Consider the following 25,792-nt stretch of genomic DNA (forward strand, 5'->3'; position numbering starts at 1 on the left):
GTCACGGCGAAAATATTTTCTACATCAATCATTTTGACGTATTTGAGGAACGTGTCTATGACAGATCGTATCAGTGAAGTGGTAAGAAATACCAACGAAACCAAAATTCGAGTTCGTTTGAACCTCGATGGTACTGGTCAAGGCACTTTAAACACTGGTATTCCATTTTTAGATCATATGATTGATCAAATCAAGCGACATGGTCTGTTTGATATTGATATTCATTGTGATGGAGATCTGGAAATTGATGACCATCATACCGTAGAAGACTGTGGTATTACCTTAGGTCAAGCGTTCGCTCAGGCTTTGGGTGATAAAAAGGGCCTACGCCGTTATGGACACTTCTATGCGCCGCTTGATGAATCTTTAAGCCGTGTCGTGGTGGATCTGTCTGGCCGTCCGGGTCTGTTTATGGACATTCCATTTACCCGCGCCATGATTGGCCGTTTTGATGTAGACCTATTCTCTGAGTTCTTCCAGGGCTTTGTCAACCACTCGCTGATGACTGTACACATTGATAACCTGAAAGGTAAAAACAGTCACCACCAGATCGAAAGTGTATTTAAGGCGTTTGCCCGTGCACTGCGTATGGCATGTGAAGTTGATCCACGTGCTGCGAATACTGTTGCTTCAACCAAAGGTACCTTGTAATGACCCGTATTGCCCTTCTTGACTATGGCATGGGAAACCTACACTCAGCAGCCAAAGCACTTGAACACGTCGGTGCAACGGTAGATGTAACCAATGATCCAAAACTGATCGCCCAAGCCGACAAAATCGTTTTTCCGGGTGTAGGTGCAATGCGTGACTGTATGCAAGGCATGCATGAAGCTGGAATTGATGAAGTCGTACGTAATGCCGTGTTCAACAAACCGGTATTGGCCATCTGTGTCGGTATGCAGGCCCTGATGCAACGTTCCGAAGAAAATGGCGGTGCGGATGCACTGGGCATTTTTGCCGGTGAAGTCAAACACTTCCCGGAAATGGCAGGTTTAAAAGTACCGCATATGGGCTGGAACCAGGTACATCAGGCCGATCCAAGCCATCCAATGTGGAAAGACATTGCTCAGGATGCACGTTTCTATTTCGTGCACAGTTACTATGTGGAACCACAAGATCCAAGCATCGTGGCAGCGACCTGTAACTATGGTATTGATTTCTGTACTGCCCTGCATAAAGACAACCTGTTTGCGACCCAGTTCCATCCGGAAAAGAGCCATACTGCAGGCCTTCAATTGCTAAAAAACTTTGTGGATTGGAATATCTAATCCAATACATTCAAAAAGCTCGCATCATGCGGGCTTTTTTATGGGCTACAGCTTAAAATTTTATTTTTGAAAAATAATTCACATCCAAGCTTCCTTCTCTAAGGTATGCTCTATTCAACCTGAATATTCATCAATGGAAGATGCTTTAATCATGGATACCCAACTTAATGATATTCTGCCGAGTAAAGAGGCAATAGCGACTTTTCCACCTTTTCAAAATATCGCGCCTGAAAATATTGTGGTGATTAACAGCATTCAGCAATGTGAAGCTCTACGCGAAGAACTTGGGCAGATCGCAGTCTTTGGTCTGGATACTGAGTCTAAACCGACCTTCAAGGTTGGTGAAGTGTCCACTGGTCCGCATCTGATTCAGCTGGCCACTCTGGAAAAGGCCTACCTGTTTCAGATGAATGCTGCCATTTGGGATTTTCTGAAACCGATTTTTGCCAATCGAGACCAGATTAAAGTTGGTTTTGGCCTGAAAAATGATGCGCATCTTTTCCGTAAAAGAGGCATTGAGCTGAACAGTGTCATTGAACTGTCAAAGTGCTTTGGTGCGTTCGGCATTAAAAATCCTCTTGGATTAAAAAATGCGATGGCTTTGCTATTTCAGGTGAATTTTCCTAAATCGAAACGGGTTACGACATCGAACTGGGCGAAAAAACATCTCAGTCAGGCACAGATTGAATATGCGGCTGCAGATGCCTATGCACCTTTACTGGTTTTTGAAGAATTGCTGCACCGTGGCTTGGGCCCCAAGGAAGTTCCCAATACTTCACTAAAATTGAAAATTCGCCCGCATTCAAAAATTTGAACGAACAAAAGATAAGTTTTCTAATGAAATATCATTTTGATATCAGACTCCATCAGGAGTATTGCAAAGAATAAAAAAATTGAAGAATAAAATCCTGTCACTCCAGCATATCTTCAGACAGGTTTTCTTTTTTCATACCGTTTAAGAGTTAGAAATTTCGACTTTATTTGCTAAGATGAACTCACTGAAATTCATTCTAAAGATTGAGCAAGGAGCGAAAGCATGCTGATCATCCCTGCAATTGACCTGAAAGATGGCAAATGTGTCCGTTTAAAACAAGGTCGTATGGAAGACGATACCGTATTTTCTGACGATCCAGTGGCAACAGCACAGCATTGGGTAAATGAAGGCGCTCGCCGCTTGCATTTAGTAGATTTAAATGGTGCTTTCGCAGGTACACCGATTCATAAGCCAGTGGTAGAAGCCATTGCCAAATCACAGCCAGAATTGCCTATCCAGATTGGTGGCGGGATCCGCTCGCTGGAAACCATTGAGCATTATCTGGAAGCAGGCGTATCTTTTGTGATTATTGGTACAAAAGCAGTGCAAAATCCTGAATTTGTAGAAGAAGCATGCAAAAAATTTGCAGGCCACATTATTGTGGGTATCGATGCCATGAACGGCATGGTAGCAACTGATGGCTGGGCGAATGTGACTGATGTAAAAGCGACTGATCTGGCAAAACGTTTTGCGGATGCAGGCGTGTCTAGTATTGTTTATACCGATATTGCCCGTGATGGCATGATGCAGGGTGTCAACATTGAGCAAACTGTACATCTGGCACAATATTCAGGTCTGCCTGTAATTGCTTCAGGTGGTGTAACCAATATGGATGACGTGCGTAACCTGAAAGATCAGCCTGGCATTTTAGGTGCGATTACCGGTCGTGCGATCTATGAAGGCACTTTAAATCTACGTGAAGCACAATTATTGCTGGATGAACAAGAAGCGCTATAATAGCGTCTGCTGAAAAAGAGGTCTGTGGACCTCTTTTTTTATTGTTCAATTTTTTGATCCTCTCTCCCATGTCGACATCTGTTTCCCAAACATCCTCTACCTGGAGGACGAAAGTTCCTCAACTTGCTCTGATCCTGATTACGATTATCTGGGGTGGCAGTTTTATCACCGTACAATATGGTCTGAATTTTAGTAGTCCGGTGATCTTTGTCGGATTACGTTTTGCAGCAGCGGCAATTGCCGTAACTCTGCTGTCGCTGAAGCACTTGAAAGGCATGACGCTTAAAGAAGTGGCAGCGGGTGCCATCATTGGGGCTGTGATTGCGATCGGTTATGGAACACAAACGGTGGGCTTGCAAACGATTAGTAGCAGTGAATCGGCCTTTTTGACTGCGCTATATGTTCCCTTAGTGCCTCTAATGCTGTGGCTGCTATTTCGTAAGAAACCACATTTTATGACCTGGGTCGGTGCCCTGTTTGCCTTTCTTGGCTTGGTCTTTTTAACCGGTAATGGCTTTGGTGCCATTCAGCTGAATTTTGGTCAGGCTTTGACTTTGCTCGGCTCGATTGCCATTGCGCTTGAGATTATTTTTATCAGTCATTTTGCTCCGAAGGTGAATACTCGGCGTGTCACCGTGCTACAACTCATTTTTGCCTCGTTATTTTGTTTTCTGATGGCACCGATGCTGGGTGAATCACAGTTACCTGACTTCCATTGGCATCTGGCAGGTATTTTGGTCGGTCTCGGTATTGCCAGTGCCTGTATTCAGCTAGTGATGAACTGGGCGCAGGAAATGGTAGATCCTTCTCAAGCTGCGATCATTTATGCCGGTGAACCGATCTGGGCAAGTTTATTTGGACGTATGGCGGGAGAACGTTTGCCTGCGCTGGCACTTCTAGGCGGATTGATGGTGGTACTTGGGGTGATTGCCAGCGAATGGAAACCAAAGTTTTTCAGAAAAGAAAAAATAGAAGAATTGAAGGAAGATCTTTCCTAAGGTCATGAGCTCCCCCTCTTAGAAAAGGGGGGAGTTTTTTATCTAGAGAAATAAATATAGCTAATCTTATTTGGTATACATCGGTCGATTGTCATTCAGACGCATAATGCCGCGAATCGCGCGATAGACAATCCAGATCCAGGAAACAAAGACCACAACCAGACAGAAAGTGGATGCACCAAAAGCAACCCCTGCAAACAGGTCCGGATCTTCATGGGTAAAGAACAGGAATAGGAACGGCACAAAGGCTACAATATTCCAGAATAGATACCACCAGAAACTGCGGATTTGCCAGGTAAAGTGGCTTTCAAAAATCGAGCCTCGTACATCCGAGCGCTTCACATAGTTAATAATCAGTGCAATCACTGCCAGCAAGCCACCACTAAAAATGGCCACGATATATAAGATATAAAGAATCAGGGTTAGCGTGCGATTTGAGTCTTTATCAATTGAATAGTTCATCTACGCTCCTGTGGTTGTTTCTAGATATTCAGGCTGTTAAAGGGAGAAATCAGCCATATAATCAAAATGATGTTAAAAGCTATAGTACAAAAATAAATTTGCCGGAAGGGTTGTTTTTGTGTTTTATGACGTAATTTTTGCTGTGCCAGCCAGGCTGCCGGCCACCCTCCTAGAAATGCCACCAGATGCAGGGTATTTTCTGGAATACGGCGATTGCCCAGTTGTGCCGCTTCCTTATCCTGGGCATATAGCCAGTAACTGAGGACATTCATCAGGCTCACCAGTAACAGGACCATTCCACTCAACAAGCCAGCTAAACTGAGTCCCGCCAGTACCAAAATATAGGCAACAGAGGCAATTTGCATCGGTTGCAGTTTTTCTTGCTGATTTCGGCCTGATATTTTAGTTTTTACTTTTGCCGTTTTGGTTTGTGATGCTTTCAGGTACATAACCTGCTGGGCACGATAACGGCCCTGCTCGTCCAGAATCACCAGATAATCTAGCGCACAACCAACAATTGGCCGTGGACCGGGACGGGCAAAATCCTTGATATGCAAAAACACGCGATCTTTGGCCGGATCATTGGGCTGAATAAAGCCATAGCCTTTGTCATCAAACCATTCTACCAAACGTCCCTGATCGCGCATTTTGCCTGTTCCTGTTTATTTTTAATTTAAGCTGTCACAAATTTTAAACGTTCAATCAGCATGTTACGCATCTCTTCCGGATTTTTTTGCAGAATATCTTCACCGGTGCGGCCTTCAGCAGCATTTTTCTGTGCCACCTGTAAACGCATCATCCAGAAACGGCCCGCAGCCATTGCCAGGTAAAGCTCCAGACATGATTTTTCATCCTCAGTCAATGGACGCACAGTTTCATAGGCTTTTAAAAAGGCATTGGCCTTTTCTTCATTTAAAGTAACTTCCGGATAATTGGTACAGAAGTCATTTAAAGTAATTGCAATATCAAACAGGAATTCATCTTTATTCAGCTCGTAAAAGTCCAGAATACCTTTCAGTTGGTCACCCTCAAACAGGGTATTGTCACGGAACAGATCCGAATGGATAAAGCCACGTGGACGATCCGGATATACTGCGGTTAAAGCTTCATACAGGCCCAGAAGTTTACCCAGTAAGACTTTATCTGCTGCGTTCAGACTCGGTTTAATTTCCTGTGCTACGTTATACCAGTAGGCATGGTCACGGACAAAGGCGCGCTCAAGTTTAAAATCTTTCAGTGCGACATGCATTTTGGCCTGAGCAATGGCAATCGCTTCCGCCTGCGCAACGGTAGATGGCATCGGATGCTCGCCCATCATGCGTGGTGCAATTTGTGCCGGCTTATTTTTTAGCGTATGAATGGCTTTGCCTGAATGGGATAAAGGCACCGGTACGGCCAGACCTGCCTGCCCCAGATGCTGCAAGACCGGCACCAGTTCTCCGGCGGCCTGTTCATCCATATCTTCAAAAACGGTCAGCACATATTGCTGGTTTTCACAGACCAGAAAATAGTTTGTATTCTGGATACCTCCTTGAATGGGAATCAGATCAATCACCTCAAGTCCATAAGGTGCTGCGAAATCCTGAACTTCCTTTAAAGTCAAAGTGGTATAAACCGACATAGAAAACCTGCGAAAAAACTTACATATTTTTGCTAGAATACCGTTTCCATCTACCAAGGTGTAGCGCTTGCGTGGGTGAGTTTCATAATCGGCTGTAATAATTGGAAAAATTTATGCTAGCTAAACGTATTATTCCTTGTCTGGACGTCGACAACGGTCGCGTAGTCAAGGGTGTTCAGTTCCTTGATATTCGTGATGCGGGTGACCCGGTAGAAGTGGCACGCCGTTATAATGAACAAGGTGCCGATGAAATTACTTTCCTTGATATTACCGCTACACATCATGGACGCGACACCACTTACCGTACCGTTGAGCGTATGGCTGAATCTGTATTCGTACCGCTTACCGTAGGCGGCGGCGTGCGTAAAGTCGAAGATATTCGTCTACTATTAAATGCAGGTGCGGATAAAGTCAGCATCAACTCGGCAGCAGTCTTCAACCCTGAGTTTGTACAGGAAGCCTCACAGCGTTTTGGTGCGCAATGTATCGTAGTAGCGATTGATGCCAAAAAAACTGGCGAGAATAAATGGGAAATCTTTACCCACGGCGGACGCAAACCGACTGGTATTGATGCACTGGAATGGGCAGAGAAAATGGCCAGCTATGGCGCAGGTGAACTGTTAATTACTTCCATGGATGCCGATGGCACCAAAGCAGGTTATGACATTCCCCTCATGCGCGCCATCAATGACCGCGTCACTGTGCCAACGATTGCTTCAGGTGGCGTAGGCAACTTGCAGCATCTGGCTGACGGGATTATCCATGGTGGTGCCGATGCAGTACTTGCCGCCTCTATTTTCCACTTTGGCCAGCATACCATTCCTGAGGCCAAGGCTTATCTAGCTGCTCAAGGTATTGAAATGCGTCTTTAAACGACAGCCTTCAAATGAAAAAGAGCGTGAATATCACGCTCTTTTTTTATGTATTATTCTTAGAAATCATTTAAATTCTGGACAAAAAAAAGGAGTCTTGCGACTCCCTATAAAAACCAAGAAGAACTACAGCACTTGGTATCTTTGACATTTACAATATAACTCAATCTGTATGCAGGTTGATAAGACTTTCAATCATCAACAGACGCAAATATAGGTGAAATCCTGAGCGCAATATTGACAATATATGCAGAATTTATTGACAAATCACGACAGGGTTAACCAAAGTGAGAAATGGTTAACATTTTATGTGGCAGATTACTCGAATTTTAAGTTATTTAATCACGATCTTTAGCCCATTTAGCCGGGAAATAACGCTGGGTTAAGTGGGTTAAGCGCATAGAGATCTGTTCCGGCAAGACAATACCAAGGGGATTTTTCTCCTGTAAATCTGCTGAGGAAATCACCCGGGTTCCCATTAAATAATCAAACCAGGGCTTGGTTACACACCAGTTGGCGTCTTGGTTACTATTCATATGGTGATCATAATGCCAGGGAATTTTTTTTCTGGCCCATTCTGGCTCCAGATGTGCCCGCCGATGCATATAAAAATAATTGCCTGCACTATACAGCGTGGCCAAAAACATACCTTTGGACAAGGGATAAAAAGCCAGCCCGAATACGCTTGCTGCGACGGCCAGTGAACCGATTTCATTGCGGATTCGCCAGTTTTTCAAACCTTCCACATAGGCATAATCAGAAAATCTGGTCTTGCGAACTTCACGATGATGTTCCCAATGTGAACGCATGCTGTCCGGCACTGGGCTATAACGCGTCTGCCCTGCTCGATGCGTACCATGCAGCACATATTTATGCGCAAACCATTCAAAGCCATTGGCTACGACCAGTCCTGCTAGAAAGCCTTTCCACATGATCTTTTCCTCCCTGTTTGTTTACACTATAGGTCAAACAAAGGGCTAGATATTGACCGATAATTTCAATATCATTGACAAAAAACGACAGAACAAAAGAATTAAAAAATGCACGTTCCCCAAGATTATGTCGGTTCGGTATATGGTGGTTTAGGACATTTGCTTTTGGACTATTACCAGCTCAAACAACTGGACATCCCCAAGAAATTATTTGCGATCCAGAACCTGGAGCGTTTTGATTATATTCTCTGGCGCGATCTGCTCAGCCAGCTGGACCAGGAGTTGCAGCGGCCGGCACTCGGCCTGGAAATCGCGCAACTGGTGCAGGCCAAACATCTGGGTATTATTGGCTATCTGGCATTATCCAGTGAAACGCTGGGCGAAGCCTTTATGCGTTATCATGACTATCATCGCCTGATCTATGATGGCAGTCCTTTACAGGTCAGTCTGGATCGAGATTACCTGTCCATTTCCTGGAGCGAGATTCCGTTTAAAGTGAGTACGCAACTCACAGACGAGATTGCTATCGCGCTCATGACTGAATTTATTCGCTCAAGCATTCTGGAGCAGCATCAACTGCATCTGCATGAAGTCCATTTTCAGCATCCGGTCAATAAAAATATTGCGGTCTATGAACAGTATTTCCGCTGCAAGGTCCGTTTTGGACAGGCCAGAAACCAGGTATTGATTCCTGTGAGTGAAATGTCTACGCCTTTAAAGAAAGGCGATCAGACCTTACAGAAATTACTGATGCAACAGGCAGAAGCGGTGCTGGAAAAACTCCCGAACTCCACCCAGATTGATCAACGCTTGCAACAGGCGATTCTGGTGGGTCTGCAGAAAAATATGTTCCAGATTGAACATATCGCCAAACAGATGAATTTTTCTGTACGTCAGCTACAACGTTACCTGCAAAAACAGGGCCAGACCTATCAGCAGCGTATGCAGGAAATCCGCTGCATGATGGCCATGCAATATCTGAAAGATCCTCATCTGAGTCTGCAGGAAATCAGCATGCTGCTTGGCTATTCTGAGCAGAGCGCATTTCAGCGTGCCTTCAAGCAGTGGACGGCTCAGACCCCACAACAATGGCGCTCAGAATACCTGGAAACCCAGGTGCAGGAAAAATTTCTGGACTATCCTGCTACTGCAGAGATTAATGTCCCATATCAGATTTAAAAATTTGAATAAAATAAAAAAGCTCCTCATTAAAGAAGCTTTTTTCTAGCCGGAATAGTGATTTAAGAAATTTCTATAAAAATGGATTTTCAATTTCATCTGCATCATTGCGTTCAATTTTTTCTGGCAGATCCGGTGTTTCTTCGAGTTGCTGCACAATATCATTTAACAGTGCCTGCAAAACTTTGGCCGCCTTGAGACCAGCCTGGTCTTTAGTAATTTGCAGATTGCCATACAGACTGACACAGTCCAGATCATTCTCAACTGTCAGATCATGAATCGCATGCGATTCGGTTCCATTTTCAAATGCTTTAAACATTAATTTCTACTCTGTTTTATTATTTTTACTCACCTGTCTTCAGCATGCTACCTGAAGCCTGCTTTTTACAGCAAGCTCCTTTTCACTATTTCAGCAGCTGTAGGATGTATTGCAGTAAGGCCTCAATCAGCTGTTTAACAATCGTGTCCTGGGTATCATGATCGATCCCGTTCTTATTAACTGATGAGCTGGTATTGCTTGTACTGGCCGAACTTGAAGCCGACGGTTTGAACTCACGCTGCAGTTTTTCCAGATCTTCTTTTGGCACGTCTTCAGCACACTGGCTTTCTGCATCCCAATTCGAATAGGCAATTTTCTGGTTGGCCTTCACGGCATTTGCAGTTAACGGCAGATGATAGGTATTACGTTTCTGTTCTTCAGTTAACTGAGGAAATAGGTTAATGCCAAGTTGCTCTTCCAGATAGCAGACACTGACAATGCGAACCTTGAGCGAATTATCATTAGGTGCATAGTAGGCACCAATGGCACCAGTTTTCGGCATGTAGATCGCTTTATACACGGCAGTTGGTACAATTACACCCTTGCCAATAGTTTTCAGCTTTTTGGCAGCAAAGACTGGCCCGGTCACTACATACACGTCCTGCTTCTGCTTGGTCACAATTGCTCGGGTCGCTTCTTCCAGCTCGCGCCAGACCTGCTGATTGTTCTTTGGTGCCTGCGGGACCATATTGGCCAGCGAGAAACTGTCAGACTGTGCAGCATTATTTGGCATATCTGCATTTGGTGCCATATGGCCACGGTCATAGCCTGAACCACGATAGTCAGCCAAAGTCGCGCGATGAGCAGCACTCAGTCGTGTTTCTTCATGGAAATTGTCTTCACGTGGAATTTTCTGGCTCAGACGCTTCGGTGTTAAGGCCTCCGCCACCCATAGTGGCGTTTTGGATACCCCAGAATAACCCACATTAAAGCCATTAAAACACAGTGAATAACTGTCTTTTTTCAGGCTGTCTTTCATTAAGTAAGGCGGGATGTCCCGGTAAAACTGTTCCAGACAGCTCGAATTCGATGTAGAAGGCAGAGAAATCCACTGACTGATTTTTTCCTGGCCAAACGCAATCGCAAAACTCCCGGAAGCGACCATTGCCAAGATCACTTTCACGCTATTTTCATTAAAAAACTGAAAAACTGAATTCTTCGACTTACGCTGCTTCTTTGCCATGCTACACGTGCTTTTAAGATCAAAATCGGGGGTTTTGCGAGCTTAACAAGCCATGTATATGAAGTATATCTTACCCTCTTTATTTGCCTAATAATTACACAATCTACCCCTATATTCTTAAATCTTGTAACAAAGTGTCGTTTTTTTAGTGAGCTTTCAGCGCGGTTTTTTAACCTTTAAGTAGCTTTGATTGTGACCTCGTCTTGAGTGTGCAAAGCTATTTGACTACTCAAATTACGTACAATTATTAGCAATGGAGTTAATTTATGAATTCCAAACTATCTAAGTTATTAGGTCTCGGAATATTTACAAGTGTGATCAGTGCCGGCGCATTCGCTGAGCCTCCTGTACAAGCGGGTGAAACACTTGAAAGCTTATCTAAAGCTAAAATTAGTACCACTGTAAATGGTCAGCAAGCCTCACTGGAAAGCCTGGTGAACTCTGGACAGATCCGTCTGGTAAACCAGCCAATGTCTGCACCTGCTCAGCCAGGCCAGCAGCCACAACAATCAATGCCAAATCAGCCAATGCCAACACCAGGCATGCCTGATGCACCTGTTGCACAACCAGAAATGCCGGATACCAATCCAGCTCCAGCCAATCTTGAGTCTGAACCAGCAGCCCCTGCTACAGAACAGGAAATGACTATGGGTGAAGCTGTAGAGCAATCAGCTCTTGAAGAACAGCAAGCTGCTGCACCTGAAGCGGCTGCGATGACTGAGCAAACTGAAATTGCAGTAGAAGCTGAAGCTGATCCTGCGGTAGATGCACCTTTAAACGCCGCCCCTGAAATGCCGGTTGAGACAGAAGCAACAGAACAATAATTTGTTATAAAGCTTTCTAAATTTCTCTCCCCTAAAAAAACCAGAGCCTAGCTCTGGTTTTTCTATTTTTACATCTCGATCTGGCTACCCAGTTCAACCACCCGGTTGGTCGGGATCTGGTAGAAGTCGCTGACCGGACTGGTATTACGCTGCATGGAAACAAACAGTTTTTCCCGCCAGGGTGCCATTCCCTCTCCCACCGTATGCATAATCCGTTCCCGGGAGATAAAGAAACTGATCTGCATCAGGTCATATTCAAAGCCCCATTCTGCATACGCATGTTGCAATGCTTCCGGGATATTTGGCTGATCCTTAAACCCGTAATACATCGTGACTCGATAAAAATGTTCACTGAGTTTTTCCAGTTTGATGCGTTCTTCATCGCCTACAAAAGGAATATCCCGGGTAATAACCGTCACTAGAATATTGCGCTCATGTAGCACCTTGTTGTGCTTGATATTGTGCAACATCGCATGCGGCACAATGGTCGGAGTTCCGGTCAGGAAAATCGCTTCACCCGGCACAAACTTGGTGCCTCCCCCAATTGAGATACTCTTAATAAACAGGTCAATTGGTAGCGCATCTTTTTCCAGACGGTTCAAGACCAGTGCACGACCATCTTTCCAGGTCATCAGAATCGTAAATAATGCCGCCCCGAGCAGGATCGGCACCCAGCCACCTGATGCAATTTTTAAAGAAGTTGAGGCTACAAAAACCAGATCCAGCATCAGGAATGGTGTGGCAAATAACACTACTTTCCAGATTGGCCAGCGCCAGAAACCATAAGCCAGAATGCTGATTAAAATGGTACCACACAGCATAGTCATGGTGACTGCGACCCCATAAGCACTCGCTAAGCGGGCGCTATTTTCAAAGAGTAAAATCAGAATCACTACGGAAATAAACAGCATCCAGTTAATGAAGGGCAGATAAATCTGGCCACGCTCTTCGGCTGAGGTATGTTTTACGCTCAGACGCGGTAAATAGCGCAGTTGAATGGCCTGATTCACCATGGAGAATACCCCGGTAATGACCGCCTGTGAAGCAATCACAGCAGCTGCTGTTGCCAGACCAATCATTGGATATAAGCCCCATTCCGGAAGCAGCATATAGAAAGGATTTTCCAGTGCTTCAGGACGGCGCAGCAACAACGCGCCCTGCCCAGCATAATTCAGTAACAAACAGGGTAACACAATAATAAACCAGGCCAGACGAATCGGCAGACGACCAAAATGCCCCATATCGGCATAAATGGCTTCACCTCCGGTCATGGTCAGAATTACGGCCCCCATGGTCAAGAAGGCTACAAAAGGCTGATCGACCACAAAATGATAGGCCCAGTATGGATTCACCATGGCCAGTACTGTCGGGGTCTGGATAATACTCCACAAACCGAAACCACCAATTGACAGGAACCACAGTAAAGTCAACGGACCAAAAAATTTGCCCATGGTTCCAGTGCCATGACGTTGTACCAGAAAGAGTCCCGCAATAATCCCGATCGATAAAGGCTCTAACCATTGATTAAACACAGGTGTGGCAATACTCAGCCCTTCAATTGCAGATAATACGGAAATCGCCGGGGTAATGATCCCGTCACCAAAAAACAGCGATGCCCCAATAAAGCCGAGCGCAATCAGGTAAATTTTCTTGTCATCAGAAATACGTGTGGTTCGCAAGTTGAGAGCCAGCAAGGACATGATCCCGCCCTCACCGTTGTTATCGGCACGCATGATAATGGTGACGTATTTGAAGCTCACCGTCAGCATGATGCACCAGAAGATCAAGGACAAAATGCCCAACACCGAAGCTTCACTAATGGCAAGGTGCGACGTCAGAAAACATTGGCGTAGTGCATACAATGGACTGGTTCCAATATCTCCAAAAACAACCCCAAGCGCAGCCAGCGTAATTACCGGGAGAGCTGCTTTCTGTGCAGTGCTTTGCATATATCGTCTTCGTTTTTAACAAGCATTTTTGCGAATCATAACACTGCGCTCAAAGTTTTTCCGCAAATCAATTGTTTCAAGCTTGGCAGAGTGGCTTTTTTTCTATATCATCCACGGCCATGGTGAGGTGTCCGAGTGGCTGAAGGAGCACGCCTGGAAAGTGTGTATACGTTTATAGCGTATCGAGGGTTCGAATCCCTCTCTCACCGCCAAATTTTATACTCATGCAATCGTATGCAGTCCTAAAAGGTTTAAATCTAAAAGGTTTAGGCCTTTTTTATTATCTAATACACTCCATAGCATAACAGTAGAATACCCGCACTTTTGCGGGTATATTTGCGGGTATCAGCCTTCATTCTCTAAGGAATGGACGACAAAAATGTCATAGTCATTCAAATTTATACCCGCTTGAACTGTTCTTGCGTGTGATTATGATCAGTTTTGAAACGAGGGAGATAGTGAAGGCTTTACCGAAGCTGGATATTTGAATATTAAGTTTTAAGGCATTAGAGGGGGTCTAATGCCTTAATTAAAATTAATTTATGAAAGAAATAATTTATGAATTTATATGAAATATTGCATATTTCTCAAGATGCACCAGAAGAAATTATTAAGCTTGCATATAAAGGGTTGGCTCAAAAATATCATCCAGATCGATATAAAGGTAATGATGCAAATGAAATAATGATTAAAATTAGAGAAGCATATGAAACTTTAATCGATCCAATTAAACGTAAAAATTATGATCAATTTCTTACAGAACAAGCCCGACGTAAGCAGCAACAAGAAGAATATATTAAGAAGAAGGAACAAGAAGAGTTTATGCGAGCTCAAAGAGCAGCTTTTGAACAGCAAAATAAAACCAACTCCACTAACGGCTCAAAAGACAACAGCCAAGAAGCTGATTCTAAAAGTTTCAAAATGAATATCTCCATTGATGTCCCAAATAGCTTTTCTATTTTCTCCCCTTTTATAAAATTTAAAAATTGGATAATTTCAAAGAAAAAAGTTTTCATACAAATAGGTAGTACTTGTATTGCATTAGCTTTGATTTTCATAATTGTAATTGTAGCAAACTCATATATGCAGAGTTTATCGGATAAATCCGATGTAGAAGCAATTCTAGCTGCTGAAGAGGCAAGAGAGGCTGCTGAAGAAGCTGAAGCAGCAGCAGATGCCGCTGCGGTAGAGGCGACAGGAATTGAAGAAGATTACAGCCTAGCTGATTCAGAGTTAATGAATGATAGTGAAGAAGTTTATGCAGAAAGTGATGAAGCCAATACAGTTACTGATGAAAGAGCGATGTCCACATACGAAACTGGACTATTATATTACTTACAACCTAATCCTGCAGAAATTAAGACATCGTCCAAACAAGTGTATGATACTTTTAAAGAAAGTGGAATTATAGGAATTAAAGATCTTATCTCGAATTGCTATATTACATTTCAAAAATCAAAAAAATGTTTGTATTTAGACTTGGCTGGAAAATATATTAATGATTCAGGAGCAGATGCTGGACTTCCAGCAGATGAATTCTTTGAGAATGAAGCTATTATAGAAAGAATGAATAATAATTTTTATATTCCTAATAAAGTTGGAGCAGATTTAGCTACGCCTCATGCTGAACAAATAGCTCATCAAACCTATGAAACAATAGAAAAAATTATATCTGATGAAATGGCAGAAATGTAGTGTAATATGATCAGCGTTGATCAATTAAGCTTTTGGGACTAAAGAGTAATCATGTATCTAATTATAATTTCCCCAACCTAATTGATCAAAAAACTCAATTATTATTTTGTTTGAGGGTATTTTTGTGGGAAAATAGTCAATAATATTTATAACATTCAAATACTTAATTATAAAACCTAGCTTCCTCACTCTCACCGCCAAAATTCATTATCATGTAGCCACATGATGTCTTAGAAGGTGCATTAGAAGGCTTAATCCTAAAGGATTTAAGCCTTTTTTTTTGCCGAAATTATTAGGGAATGGATTAAAAATAAAAGAATAACTATACAAGTTACATAAATGATGCCGGATGGCTGTTGAATGACACTGAGGAATATTCGAGCATGATCCTATCTTGGTAAAAAATGATGGATCGCTATGAAAGATGATGAAAAACCCCTAAATTTTGATGATGATAACGAGCCTCTGGATTTCGAAGATGAAGAGTTCACTGACGATAAAAAAGAGGATGAAATGTACAACCCGATCACCAAAGATGGATCAAGTGTAGATCCTGCGGATGATGGCACACGTCATCTTCGTCCTGAAGATGGTGATCCGCTAGAAGTCGAGCCTTAAGCCCTAGCCCAATTTTATATTGGGCTTTTTTTATAGTCTAAAACCTTAAAAGTGAGCATCTTGGACAGATGAATTGAAAAAGGATAATTCATTTTACTGGTTATTTTTGAGATGAGTATTGCTTGCCTTTTCTTTTGATAGATTTAAAGATGTAAGGATATAGGCTGGGATATATTGAAATAAATTCTCTGGATAAAACCATGATATATCCATTTTTATTACTTTCTTAACTTTATGTTCTTCTTTTAGTTTATTTATATGATGGAGACAAAAACTGGCATAAAAATAGCTTAATTTCATTGTCATCATCGCTATGTTATGGTGGAATCAAAACAGGATAAAAGGAGAATAAAAACCTAAAGATAGAAAACGTTATTGCTTGAGTCTTCCTTATTTGGGTTAGAAAAAAGTGGAAACACTGCTATTCGGAGAGTGGACATGAATAACAGCGCAAACTACATGAAACAGATAAAAAATGCCAAACGCGGTGGTTATACCCCGACCATTGCCAAAGACGTCAACAAACATAAGATTCAAAAAGCCCTAAAATTAATTGAACAGTGGAGAAGTCTTGCTCAAGAACTCAAACCTCAAATGCAGTTTGATATGGCCTTTACTTTAGAGGAATGCGCACAAGACCTGGATCGGATACTCAAAAGCAGATAATTCCCTTTTAACTCACTCATAATAGATTTTAAATATCAACCCCTTATCCTTGCCCATATCACTGATATGGGCAATTTCATGATTTAAATGTAGATGCCTGAGTGAAGATGATTCAATGATCAGCAATAAAAAATTGGTTATAAGATTGAACGGTTATTTTTTGGCTTGCGCCCTTAAGAAAAATCTGTAAAATGCACTCCACAACGCCGGCATAGCTCAGTTGGTAGAGCAACTGACTTGTAATCAGTAGGTCCACAGTTCGAATCCGTGTGCCGGCACCATTTTCTTAGCCTCGCTTTTTAGTGAGGCTTTGATGTTTCTGGACTTGGTATTTTTATCTAGCTTGTCTCTAGTCTTCAGATCGCCTGCGCTGTCACCTGTACATATCGCACGATCCCATCCTGATATAACTTCCGACAAAGCTTTGCCGTCATCTGAAGTTTAAACTGATCCAGTCTTTTGCCTTTCTGTTTCAAGTCCTTTGAATTTAAATTCTGCGTTACATAATCAGCAAAACCTGAAAATACCGCTTCGGACAGATCTTCAATCTGAATATTCTTAAATTCAAAATTTTCCAGACAATGATAAAGCTCATTTTTCAACATCAGGTTTTTTAAATTGACATCGGCGGATTTCAGCAGAAACTGATATTTACGCTTTTGCAGCGCATTCAAGCTGTTCCATTTTTCAGACAAGATCAGATGATGAAAGCCAATCCGTGCATTGGTGTTCAAAACACTGCGTACCTGATCTAGAAGTTCGGGAACGGAACTATGATAGGCAGCATCCAGACATAGCACCACATCAAAGCGCTGGGAAAAATGCATGTCTTTTAAACGCAGGAAAGAAGCCGGATAGATGGCATTGAGATCAGGTAAATGTTGCTGAATATTCGCCACACAAGCAGGCTGAAGTTCTACACCGGCCAGATATTGCACCTGATAGTGTTGCTGCCAGTGCAACAGGCTGGCACCCTGGCCACAGCCCAGATCCAGCAATTTATCCTTTGAATTTAAACCGACCATTTCTGCCAAATGGTCGGCCAAAGTTTGACAGGCAGCTACATAATCCTGCTGCCCTGCCCACCAATAACCCAGATTGCTCCAGGGCAACTGTGACTGATCTCCCAGCAACGATGCATCAATTGCATATTTGTGTTGAGGAAGACGCTGACAAAGTGCCTGAAACCATTGCATCAATCAATAACCGAGTTGGGGTGCTACCTCGATCTTAGGTTTAAGTCCTTCAAATGGCAACGGTGCTCCCATAATTGCAGCAATTTTCATGGCAGAAGTCACTGCAGATTCCAAGATTGGTAAACCGTCCGATGACCACGAACCGCAGTAGAAGACTTTACGGTTCATTTCCAGATGACGATGCTGTAATTCTTTATTGAGAGCGATAGTATTGGCATCCACTACCGCACGGGTCAAGGTCACTGAGGAAATCACTTTTTTCGGATCAATCTCAGTCACAGGACGCCAGGTCTGGAATACCGGTGATTTACCCACCAGACTCGGTTCAACCGCATTCAGCCAAACCGTAAATTGCTGACGGGTAAATTTGCGATCCATCATATAGCTGAGTACAGCCCAGTCCTTACGCTTTGGTGGCATCACGCTGCTATCGCGGTGAATGACCAATTCACCCTGTTCAAATTTGAATTTCTTTAACAGCTCGATATCACGGCCAAACTGTTCATGATCCAGGAATTCATCAATATGATTGGTTGGTGTCGCAACCACCACGCGATCAAAGGTTTTCGACAGACCAGCTGCATTTTCTACCAGTACTTTGTCGCCCTGCTCTTTTACCGAAACGATCGGCGCACCACTTTCAATGTGAATGCCTTCAATCAGCTTGTCTACCAAAGCCGGAGTACCGCCCTGCATACGTAATAAGGCATCACCATCCGTTAGCTGACGCAGGAAAATCAATAAAGGTTTGGCTGGCCATTCACCAATGGTTTTTGGATTACAGGTACAGATGGTATACAGCACCGGCATCACCGCACCATGCCAGAACACTTCTTCAATCTCATTGCGATTGATAAATTCTGCCAGGCTGATGTCCTGATTTTTGGATTTAAAGAATTTTGCCAAGGCTGTTTTGAGTTGCAGCAAACCTTTAACCAGACGCCAGCCATATTGCTGGATGCCTTTGCGGTTATTGATAATCGGAATATTACCGATCCGGCTACGTGATGTGGTTAGCCAGGTTTCTACCCGGTCTTCAAACAGCCAGCTACAGGCCATATAGGTACGTACCGGGTAAGTTTTAATGCCCAGATGAGTCGCCAGACTTAAGGTATTTTTCCACAGATAAGGATTCATCACACGTAAAGGTGCGTCAATGAGGCCTCCTTCAAATTCGAGACTATGACTGTCCATGCCGCGACCTTGAAGCGCTTCAAAAATAGTAATGCGATGTCCTGCGTCCTGAAGAATTCTGGCAGTAGCCAGTCCAGCCATGCCACTACCAATTACTGCGATATCCAATCTGATCATCCGTCATTGAAAAACTAAAAGAAATTATGAACCATGCTTTCAGCAAATAGGTTATTAAAATCTTCCAGAATACTTTTTTTTCGTAAGTCTAGGTTAACGCAACTTTACAAATAAATTACATTTTTTGAATAGCAAAAAACGTCTTTATATAGAGTGACTTAAACCGCCATTATATTTAAATATTTAAAAATAAATCTTTAAAAAACAAATGATTTAATTAACCGATTTTTTAATCATCGGTTTACAAAGACCGCAAAACACTCTATAATATGCAGCACAAGAAAGAGATAAATTCATAGAGATAAACAAAATGAATTTATCCCAGAAACTCGTAAAAACGACAAGAAATTCCAGCGCATTAGAAAAAAAGCCTCTGCTTGTGCAGAGGCTTCTTTGTTTTAAGACTGACTGTATTATTCGGCCTGTACCGCGATTTCACCAAATTTACCCTGATTAAAATCTTGAAATGCCTGAATAATTTCTTCCTTGGTATTCATCACAAATGGGCCATAGCCTTGAATAGGTTCATTCAGCGGCTCACCGGTCAAGAGCAGAAATTTAGTGTCCTGATAGGCCTGTAGCTGAATTTCAGGATCATCATCGCGCGCAAACATGACAATAGAGCTATCCAGGACTTTTTGACTGCCATTTACCATCTGCTCACCCGCCAGTACAACCAGCAAAGCATTATGTCCGGTAGGCACATGCAACGTAGTTTCATACTTCGCTTTTAGCTCGCCGTCCCAGACATTTACCGGACTAAAGGTATGTGCTGGCCCATGATGGCCTCCGAACTCTCCGGCAATCACCCGAATATGTCCTGCGCCTTCATCCATTTCAATCCGTGGAATCTCAGCTGCAGTAATGGCCTGATAACGTGGCGCGGTCATTTTGTCTTTAGCTGGCAAATTGACCCAGAGTTGAACCATTTCAAACAGGCCACCCTTTTGAGCAAAATTTGGGGAATGAAATTCTTCATGCACTACACCTGCGCCTGCGGTCATCCACTGCACATCACCGGTCTGTATCGTACCGCCACCGCCACTGGAGTCCTGGTGGGTCACTGCACCCTGATAAGCCAAGGTTACAGTTTCAAAACCACGATGCGGATGCGAACCTACACCATGCTGCTCAGTAGTCGATGCAAAATGATACGGCGCTGCATAGTCCAGCAGTAGAAATGGACTAATGGCCTGCCCCAGACGATCATAAGAAAACAGGTTTTTCACCGGGAAGCCGTCACCGACCCAGTGCATGTTTTGATTACGGTAGACACCAATGACTTTTTTCATCTTTTACTCCTATATACAATAGGATGAACATGCAGCCATTGTATGCTTTATCAGCAGTCATCAATACCGTACTTCTAGAATGCAGTATTTCAAATATAAGACGATTCGACTCTTAGATTTCTGTGTAGCTACTTATAACTTTAGCTTTGCTATAAGACGTTAATTTAAGTAGTCATGAGCAGTAGATAATAAAAAACCCAGCGCTGAGGGCTGGGTTTTTTCAATTTCGATAAAGTGTTATCGAATTAGATTTTACCGACCAGGTCAATTGAAGGAGCAAGAGTCGCTTCACCTTCTTTCCATTTTGCAGGACATACTTCACCTGGGTGAGCGTGTACATATTGAGCCGCTTTTACTTTACGAAGCAGTTCTTGTGCGTCACGACCGATACCGCCCGCGTTGATTTCAACGATCTGGATTTTACCGTCTGGATCGATCACGAAAGTACCACGGTCCGCCAGACCATCAGCTTCAATCAGAACTTCAAAGTTTTTCGCCAAAGTCCAGGTTGGATCGCCAATCATTGGATACTGGATTTTACCAATTACGTCAGACGTGTCATGCCAAGCTTTATGCGTAAAGTGCGTGTCTGTAGATACTGAGTAGATTTCTACGCCCAGTTTCTGGAATTCAGCATACTGATCAGCAAGATCGCCTAATTCTGTTGGACAAACAAATGTGAAGTCAGCAGGATAGAAGAATACTACAGACCATTTGCCTTTCATGTCTTGCTCAGACACTTCAATAAATTGGCCATTGTGGTAAGCAGTTGCGTTGAATGGCTTAACTTCAGTATTGATTAAACTCATAAGTCTATTCCTATCTATTCGTGAAAGTGTGTGTTCATTTGATGTAGTTAAGAATACGCAAAAACCACCAATAGGTAAAACCGTAACTTTTCATAAAAACTATCGGTTTTTTAGATTTATAATTCCTTTTATTTTTATCTTTCTGATTTGTTTAATCGATTTTGGTGGATTCACTTTCTTGAAAATGCTGTATAGATTTCCAGGTCGATTTTGCCAGGGCTGCTGTATAGTGTTTAGGGGAGGTTTGAACTCGACCAGATAACCAGCTCCGGCAATAACTTTCAGTGGGTCCAATGATCAGTGACATCAGCAGTTCTAAGGGAATAGCTTGTAATTGACTGATATCTGCCTGCTGAGCTAGCCATTGTTTTAATTCCTGATTGCGCTGCTGATTCGACTGCTGCAATTCCTCTTTGAAGTCACTATTTTGAACTGTATGATGCGCGGCATAAAGAAAGCGGGCAAAATCAGGATATGCTACAACCCAATCTATATAACTCTGAATAACCGCCTGTATACCTCGTTCAATACCCTGAACTTGTGACAAAGCCTGCAAACGCTGCTCCGACTGATCTGTAAGTGCTGCAATATATAGTGCTGCAATGATCCCTTCCTTGTTTTTAAAATGATGGTAGATCGCCCCGATACTGGTATCGGCCTGATCACGAATCATTTCAATCGTAGTCGCAGCAATGCCTGTACACAGAAATTCTGTCAATGCGCATTCCAGAATCTGACGTTTGAGTAAAGCCCGTCTTCCCTTAAAAATCCTTTCCAGCAATTCCATGTTTTGCATCTTTAATATTAAATCCTCTCTATTTTTAAAAGCAGGCTGGCAGCCTGACGTCTGTTTTTTGTCAGATGCGCCAATACAGAATAATATTCTGTATGAGAATATTATTCTGATTAAAAATAATATACAGGAAGTTATAGATGAGCCAAGCCCTAAACATCTGGAAAAGCCTAGAAAATAAGCCAGCCGGTAAATATCTTTTTTCTAAATTACTTTGTCTAAAAGCACCCTATTTCGGCAGTATTTCTCCACTATTTGAAGATTTAAAGCCTGGATATTGTGCAGTGGGCATCAAGAAACATCGTGCCGTGCTGAATCATTTAGGCACTGTACATGCGATTGCCATGTGTAACATGGCTGAACTGGCAGGCGGCACCATGACCGATGCAACCGTTTCGAAAACTCATCGCTGGATTCCCAAGGGTATGCAGGTCGAATATGTCAAAAAAGCCACCACTGACCTAGTTGCGATTGCGACACCCGCCGAGCCTAACTTTATATGGAACGAAGGCAGCGATTATCTGGTCAATGTAGAAATTAAAGATACTACAGAAGAAGTCGTGTTTCGGGCAGTGATCACCATGTGGGTGTCCGTGAAAAAATAGAAGAACCCAGATATGAAAAACCCGCCAAATGGCGGGTTTTGATGATGATTTGCCTTTCTAATGTCGGGATTAGAACGGAAGATCATCATCCAGATCGGCTGCAGGTGCTGCTACTGGAGCAGGTGCAGATTTCGGCGCATAACCACCCTGGTTATTTTGGTTATTGTTGCCATAACCACCGCCCTGATTATTGTTAAAACCGCCTTGCTGAGGCGCTGAGCCATAACCACCTTGAGGATTATTGCCATAACCGCCACCCTGGTTATTGTTATTAAAACGTGGCTGGTTAAAACCGTTATCGCCTTGCTCGCCTTGTGGACGACCAGAATCCAGCATTTGCATTTGCTCACCACGGATTTCCGTTGTGTAGCGTTCTTGACCGCTTTGATCTGTCCATTGACGGGTACGTAATGAACCTTCGATATAAACTTTAGAACCTTTGCGCAGATATTGCTGTGCAATTTCACCTAAACGGTTATGCAGCACAATACGGTGCCATTCGGTTTGCTCTTTACGTTCGCCCGTATTTTTATCAGTCCATGAATCGCTGGTTGCGATAGAGAATTGAGTGAGAGAACCACCATTTGGGAAAGTTTTGGTCTCAGGATCTCGACCTAAAGTACCAACTAAAATGACCTTATTAACACCACGCATCAGACGTACACTTCCTATTTATTTCTATATTTTACTTTATAAGAGTTATGTTTAAATGGCTACCTCTTTACCTAACAAGTGCGTTAATTGTTGTCGCGAAACATCATCAACCTGCTGTTTATCGACCTTTACAAAGGCGACTTGCTGTTCAGACATGACCACAACCTCTTCAATACCACGAATCGCCAAAAGTTGAGAAGTCCATTCATCTGTTTGTTTACTCTCTGGCAGACGAAGCACGAGCGATGAAAGATAGCGTGGTTGAGCCAACCCAAAACTCATGAGCAGCCAAATTATAGCAATTGCCGATAAAATACTCCAACCGAGCGAAGTGTTGTTGAGTAACAACAATTGTCCACCAATGATCCCGCCAAAGAATGCGCCCAGGAACTGACTACTGGCATTCACGCCCATCGCAGTGGCTTTGGATTGAATCGGGGCTGCTTTGGATAGCCAGGAGGGCAGTAAGGCTTCCATGACATTAAAAGCAATAAAGAATAATCCCAATCCACCGATCAGCACATATTTAGACTCAAAACCAAAAATCATGATCAGCAGACCCAGGATAATACCGCCAATCGCTGTCAGGAAAATGCTGCGCATCTTGCGGTATTTTTCTGCCAGTACAATGCTCGGAAAAGCAAAGAATAGACTGACGACCAGCAGCGGCAGATAAACCCAACCATGGCTCGATAATGGCAGTTCAGCAACTTCAATCAGTTGCGATGGCACATAAATAAACATCGCTGTAAGTAGCAAATGCAGGGTAAATACTGAAATATGCAGACGGTTCAGATCCCCCATTTTCAGGACCTGTTTCAGCTGCTCCAGATAACCTTGCTGAAAATTTTTATGATGACGGGTAACTTTAGGAACCATCAATAGCATCGCAATCGCAGCCAGTCCCATCACTGTGGTCACCCAGAACAGACCAGAAATGCCGACCAGTCCTGTCACCCACGGCCCCATGGTAAAGGCCACCACAAAGGACAGGCCGATACTCATGCCCATCACCGCCATGGCTTTCATGCGGTTTTCTTCACGGGTCACATCAGCCAATAAGGCCATTACCACTGCTGAAACTGCCCCACCACCGGCAATCGCACGACCAATGATCACGCCATAAATGGTGTCAGACATTGCAGCAATCGCACCACCTAGAGCGAATAGTAACAAGCCTAAAACCACCAGTGGCTTACGGCTATAACGGTCCGCAATCAGGCTAAACGGAATCTGTAAAATGGCCTGTGTCAGGCCATAAATACCCACCGCCAGACCAATGAGTGCAGGCGTAGCATATTCATATGACTGCCCTGCTACAGAGAATACAGGGATGATCATAAACAACCCCAGCATGCGCAGTGCGAAAATACTGCTCAGGGCAAAGGTCGAGCGACGTTCTAAGGCATTCATCATAAAGTCTGGCGATCGAGTTAGTTAATCTTGATGTGCAGATTATAGGCCATTCCGCTCAAAGGAATGCATGAATTTTATTTGAAATAAAGATGAGGACTATCTGAAAAATAAAAAAGCGTAGCCGGAGCCACGCTTCTGTTCAGTGATCACAGGACTATTTGCCTGCTTTTAATAACTGACGCTTGGTATATTGAATCGAAGCAATGACTGCCCAGATAATGAAAGCCACACCGATCAGACCGGTCACTACTTCAGGAATATGTACACCGGTACTGCTTGCCAGCATGATAAATGCCAGAGCACCAATCGCATAGTGCGCGCCATGTTCCAAATAGATATAGGCATCCAGCGTGCCTTTATCGACCAGGTAAATGGTCATCGAACGCACAAACATCGCACCGATGGCCAAGCCCAACATGATGATCACCACGTCAGACGTAATCGCAAAGGCACCGATTACACCGTCAAAACTGAAAGAGGCGTCCAGCACTTCTAAGTACAGAAAGCCACCAAAGCCGGCTTTCACCACGCCAGTCGGTACGCCTTCAGCATCATGACGAACGGCGTTGCCCTCTTCGTCTACTTCCGGTTCCCCACCTAACATATGGCTTAGGACCTGTACCCCGATATAAATCACGATCCCCCAGATCCCCGCCAGAATAACATCCAGACGTTTCGCTTCTTCGACCTGGAAATCCATGATCAACAAAGCAATCAGGGTAATAAAGACTGACATCGCCGGAACGTTTGCCAGATGTGCCAGACGGCGTTCCAGCATGCGGAACCAGTGGGTATCTTTTTCTTCATCCAGGAAGAAGTTCAAGAATACCAGCATCAGGAAAGCACCACCAAAGGCAGAAATCTCGGCATGATGTGCCATCAGTTTGGCCGAATATTCTTTCGGTGCATTTAAGGCGAGCTGCACCACTTCCATAAAGCCCATATCCGCAGTCACGGCCACAATGACCACCGGGAAAATCAGGCGCATCCCGAAAACTGCAACCAGGATCCCGACCGTCAGGAAAATCATTTTCCAGAAATGATCCCAACCGCGCAGGACGGATGCATTGACAACCGCGTTATCAAACGACAACGACACTTCCATAATCGCCAGAATAGCGGTGATGGTTAGTGCTGTGAACATGGTTTGCAGGCCCGCTTCCGGACCATGGGTAAATCCCCAATAAGCAGACAAACCAAGGCACACGATCGAAAATACGATTGAGAAACCAAAATGTTTCAACATATATATCGACCTTAGATAAATTTCATTAAATGCATTTCTTTAAACGTAGAGAAATACTAAGACTAAAAGTTGTCCCAATTATGAAACTTTTGCCGCATAAACCAAAGCACTTC

The 25,792-nt window shown here is 43.4% G+C and carries 27 protein-coding genes and 2 tRNA genes; 14 read left to right on the top strand and 15 right to left on the bottom strand.

The genetic code is table 11. The features are described from left to right. Nucleotides 1-57: 57 nt before the first annotated feature. From hisB to FTU03_RS00880, 5 genes are all read left to right on the top strand, one after another. Entirely contained in the window at nt 58-651 is a 594-nt protein-coding gene (hisB, locus tag FTU03_RS00860) for an imidazoleglycerol-phosphate dehydratase HisB (protein ID WP_005232589.1), read from the top strand. Continuing rightward, a complete protein-coding gene (gene hisH / locus FTU03_RS00865) occupies nt 651-1,268 on the top strand; it encodes an imidazole glycerol phosphate synthase subunit HisH (RefSeq protein WP_004781601.1) in 618 nt (205 codons plus the stop codon). Before hisB ends, hisH begins: the two co-directional genes overlap by 1 nt. A 151-nt stretch (nt 1,269-1,419) precedes the next feature. Then, on the top strand, nt 1,420-2,082 hold the full coding sequence (locus FTU03_RS00870) for a 3'-5' exonuclease (RefSeq protein ID WP_179991948.1): 663 nt from the start codon (nt 1,420-1,422) through the stop codon (nt 2,080-2,082). 222 nt (nt 2,083-2,304) lie between these two features. Then, the gene (gene hisA, locus FTU03_RS00875; RefSeq protein ID WP_005232592.1) at nt 2,305-3,039 is read left to right on the top strand and encodes a 1-(5-phosphoribosyl)-5-[(5-phosphoribosylamino)methylideneamino]imidazole-4-carboxamide isomerase; all 735 of its coding nucleotides are present in this window, start codon (nt 2,305-2,307) and stop codon (nt 3,037-3,039) included. A 68-nt stretch (nt 3,040-3,107) separates the two neighbouring features. Then, the gene (locus FTU03_RS00880; RefSeq protein WP_179991947.1) at nt 3,108-4,037 is read left to right on the top strand and encodes a DMT family transporter; all 930 of its coding nucleotides are present in this window, start codon (nt 3,108-3,110) and stop codon (nt 4,035-4,037) included. A gap of 66 nt (nt 4,038-4,103) precedes the next feature. Here FTU03_RS00880 and FTU03_RS00885 read toward each other — a convergent pair whose 3' ends face one another. From FTU03_RS00885 to FTU03_RS00895, 3 genes are read right to left on the bottom strand one after another with little or no spacing between them, the layout of a single operon-like run. Next, nucleotides 4,104-4,499, bottom strand: a complete 396-nt coding sequence (locus tag FTU03_RS00885; protein WP_004781593.1) for a hypothetical protein — start codon at nt 4,497-4,499, stop codon at nt 4,104-4,106. Nucleotides 4,500-4,519: 20 nt separating this feature from the next. Beyond that, a complete protein-coding gene (locus FTU03_RS00890; RefSeq protein WP_179991946.1) occupies nt 4,520-5,146 on the bottom strand; it encodes a DUF1294 domain-containing protein in 627 nt (208 codons plus the stop codon). A 26-nt stretch (nt 5,147-5,172) separates the two neighbouring features. Beyond that, entirely contained in the window at nt 5,173-6,120 is a 948-nt protein-coding gene (locus tag FTU03_RS00895) for a homoserine kinase (RefSeq protein WP_034170208.1), read from the bottom strand. 113 nt (nt 6,121-6,233) lie between these two features. Here FTU03_RS00895 and hisF point away from each other — a divergent pair, with 113 nt between their 5' ends. Continuing rightward, nucleotides 6,234-6,992: an imidazole glycerol phosphate synthase subunit HisF gene (gene hisF / locus FTU03_RS00900; RefSeq protein WP_004781588.1), complete on the top strand. Its 759-nt coding sequence runs from the start codon at nt 6,234-6,236 to the stop codon at nt 6,990-6,992. Nucleotides 6,993-7,330: 338 nt separating this feature from the next. On the opposite strand, the gene FTU03_RS00905 is transcribed toward hisF, so the two are convergent. Next, nucleotides 7,331-7,924, bottom strand: a complete 594-nt coding sequence (locus FTU03_RS00905) for a hypothetical protein (protein ID WP_179991945.1) — start codon at nt 7,922-7,924, stop codon at nt 7,331-7,333. 108 nt (nt 7,925-8,032) lie between these two features. Between FTU03_RS00905 and FTU03_RS00910 the strand changes: the two genes are divergently transcribed. Next, nucleotides 8,033-9,103 (top strand): AraC family transcriptional regulator, encoded by a 1,071-nt coding sequence (locus tag FTU03_RS00910; RefSeq protein WP_179991944.1) that lies wholly within the window; start codon nt 8,033-8,035, stop codon nt 9,101-9,103. 73 nt (nt 9,104-9,176) lie between these two features. On the opposite strand, the gene FTU03_RS00915 is transcribed toward FTU03_RS00910, so the two are convergent. Both FTU03_RS00915 and FTU03_RS00920 read right to left on the bottom strand, forming a co-directional pair. Beyond that, the gene (locus FTU03_RS00915) at nt 9,177-9,422 is read right to left on the bottom strand and encodes a hypothetical protein (protein WP_004781584.1); all 246 of its coding nucleotides are present in this window, start codon (nt 9,420-9,422) and stop codon (nt 9,177-9,179) included. A gap of 85 nt (nt 9,423-9,507) precedes the next feature. Continuing rightward, entirely contained in the window at nt 9,508-10,605 is a 1,098-nt protein-coding gene (locus tag FTU03_RS00920) for a DNA/RNA non-specific endonuclease (RefSeq protein WP_179991943.1), read from the bottom strand. 266 nt (nt 10,606-10,871) lie between these two features. On the opposite strand from FTU03_RS00920, the gene FTU03_RS00925 reads away from it, so the two are divergent. Beyond that, complete coding sequence (locus FTU03_RS00925) at nt 10,872-11,429, top strand: hypothetical protein (RefSeq protein WP_179991942.1); 558 nt, start codon at nt 10,872-10,874, stop codon at nt 11,427-11,429. Nucleotides 11,430-11,497: 68 nt separating this feature from the next. Here FTU03_RS00925 and FTU03_RS00930 read toward each other — a convergent pair whose 3' ends face one another. Next, on the bottom strand, nt 11,498-13,378 hold the full coding sequence (locus FTU03_RS00930) for a potassium transporter Kup (RefSeq protein ID WP_005232606.1): 1,881 nt from the start codon (nt 13,376-13,378) through the stop codon (nt 11,498-11,500). A gap of 121 nt (nt 13,379-13,499) precedes the next feature. On the opposite strand from FTU03_RS00930, the gene FTU03_RS00935 reads away from it, so the two are divergent. The 5 genes from FTU03_RS00935 to FTU03_RS00955 all read left to right on the top strand — a co-directional run bounded on the left by FTU03_RS00935 (nt 13,500) and on the right by FTU03_RS00955 (nt 16,638). Beyond that, nucleotides 13,500-13,590, top strand: a tRNA-Ser gene (locus FTU03_RS00935). Between the two features lie 346 nt (nt 13,591-13,936). Continuing rightward, on the top strand, nt 13,937-15,073 hold the full coding sequence (locus tag FTU03_RS00940) for a J domain-containing protein (RefSeq protein WP_179991941.1): 1,137 nt from the start codon (nt 13,937-13,939) through the stop codon (nt 15,071-15,073). Nucleotides 15,074-15,490: 417 nt separating this feature from the next. Beyond that, nucleotides 15,491-15,691: a hypothetical protein gene (locus tag FTU03_RS00945; RefSeq protein ID WP_004781578.1), complete on the top strand. Its 201-nt coding sequence runs from the start codon at nt 15,491-15,493 to the stop codon at nt 15,689-15,691. A 438-nt stretch (nt 15,692-16,129) separates the two neighbouring features. Then, nucleotides 16,130-16,357, top strand: a complete 228-nt coding sequence (locus tag FTU03_RS00950; RefSeq protein WP_004781576.1) for a hypothetical protein — start codon at nt 16,130-16,132, stop codon at nt 16,355-16,357. A gap of 205 nt (nt 16,358-16,562) precedes the next feature. Next, a tRNA-Thr gene (locus FTU03_RS00955) sits at nt 16,563-16,638 on the top strand. Between the two features lie 75 nt (nt 16,639-16,713). Here the strand turns inward: FTU03_RS00955 and FTU03_RS00960 are convergent. From FTU03_RS00960 to FTU03_RS00980, 5 genes are all read right to left on the bottom strand, one after another. Then, nucleotides 16,714-17,553 carry a cyclopropane-fatty-acyl-phospholipid synthase family protein gene (locus FTU03_RS00960; RefSeq protein ID WP_179991993.1) on the bottom strand — a complete coding sequence of 280 codons (840 nt, stop codon included), beginning with the start codon at nt 17,551-17,553 and terminating at the stop codon, nt 16,714-16,716. 3 nt (nt 17,554-17,556) lie between these two features. Then, nucleotides 17,557-18,864, bottom strand: a complete 1,308-nt coding sequence (locus FTU03_RS00965; protein WP_125279600.1) for an FAD-dependent oxidoreductase — start codon at nt 18,862-18,864, stop codon at nt 17,557-17,559. A gap of 413 nt (nt 18,865-19,277) precedes the next feature. Next, entirely contained in the window at nt 19,278-20,156 is an 879-nt protein-coding gene (locus tag FTU03_RS00970; protein WP_179991940.1) for a pirin family protein, read from the bottom strand. 245 nt (nt 20,157-20,401) lie between these two features. Next, nucleotides 20,402-20,965: an alkyl hydroperoxide reductase subunit C gene (gene ahpC, locus FTU03_RS00975; RefSeq protein WP_005232609.1), complete on the bottom strand. Its 564-nt coding sequence runs from the start codon at nt 20,963-20,965 to the stop codon at nt 20,402-20,404. Nucleotides 20,966-21,116: 151 nt separating this feature from the next. Further along, on the bottom strand, nt 21,117-21,761 hold the full coding sequence (locus tag FTU03_RS00980) for a TetR/AcrR family transcriptional regulator (protein WP_179991939.1): 645 nt from the start codon (nt 21,759-21,761) through the stop codon (nt 21,117-21,119). A gap of 137 nt (nt 21,762-21,898) precedes the next feature. On the opposite strand from FTU03_RS00980, the gene FTU03_RS00985 reads away from it, so the two are divergent. Beyond that, complete coding sequence (locus FTU03_RS00985; protein ID WP_179991938.1) at nt 21,899-22,363, top strand: hotdog fold domain-containing protein; 465 nt, start codon at nt 21,899-21,901, stop codon at nt 22,361-22,363. A gap of 69 nt (nt 22,364-22,432) precedes the next feature. Here the strand turns inward: FTU03_RS00985 and ssb are convergent, their stop codons facing one another. The 3 genes from ssb to FTU03_RS01000 all read right to left on the bottom strand — a co-directional run bounded on the left by ssb (nt 22,433) and on the right by FTU03_RS01000 (nt 25,679). Then, entirely contained in the window at nt 22,433-23,017 is a 585-nt protein-coding gene (ssb, locus tag FTU03_RS00990) for a single-stranded DNA-binding protein (protein ID WP_004781559.1), read from the bottom strand. A 51-nt stretch (nt 23,018-23,068) separates the two neighbouring features. Continuing rightward, a complete protein-coding gene (locus FTU03_RS00995) occupies nt 23,069-24,433 on the bottom strand; it encodes an MFS transporter (protein WP_034170221.1) in 1,365 nt (454 codons plus the stop codon). A 154-nt stretch (nt 24,434-24,587) separates the two neighbouring features. Then, nucleotides 24,588-25,679, bottom strand: a complete 1,092-nt coding sequence (locus tag FTU03_RS01000; RefSeq protein WP_004781554.1) for a DUF475 domain-containing protein — start codon at nt 25,677-25,679, stop codon at nt 24,588-24,590. Between the last annotated feature and the right edge of the window lie 113 nt (nt 25,680-25,792).

The organism is Acinetobacter sp. YH12046 (assembly GCF_013419905.1).
Classification (GTDB): domain Bacteria; phylum Pseudomonadota; class Gammaproteobacteria; order Pseudomonadales; family Moraxellaceae; genus Acinetobacter.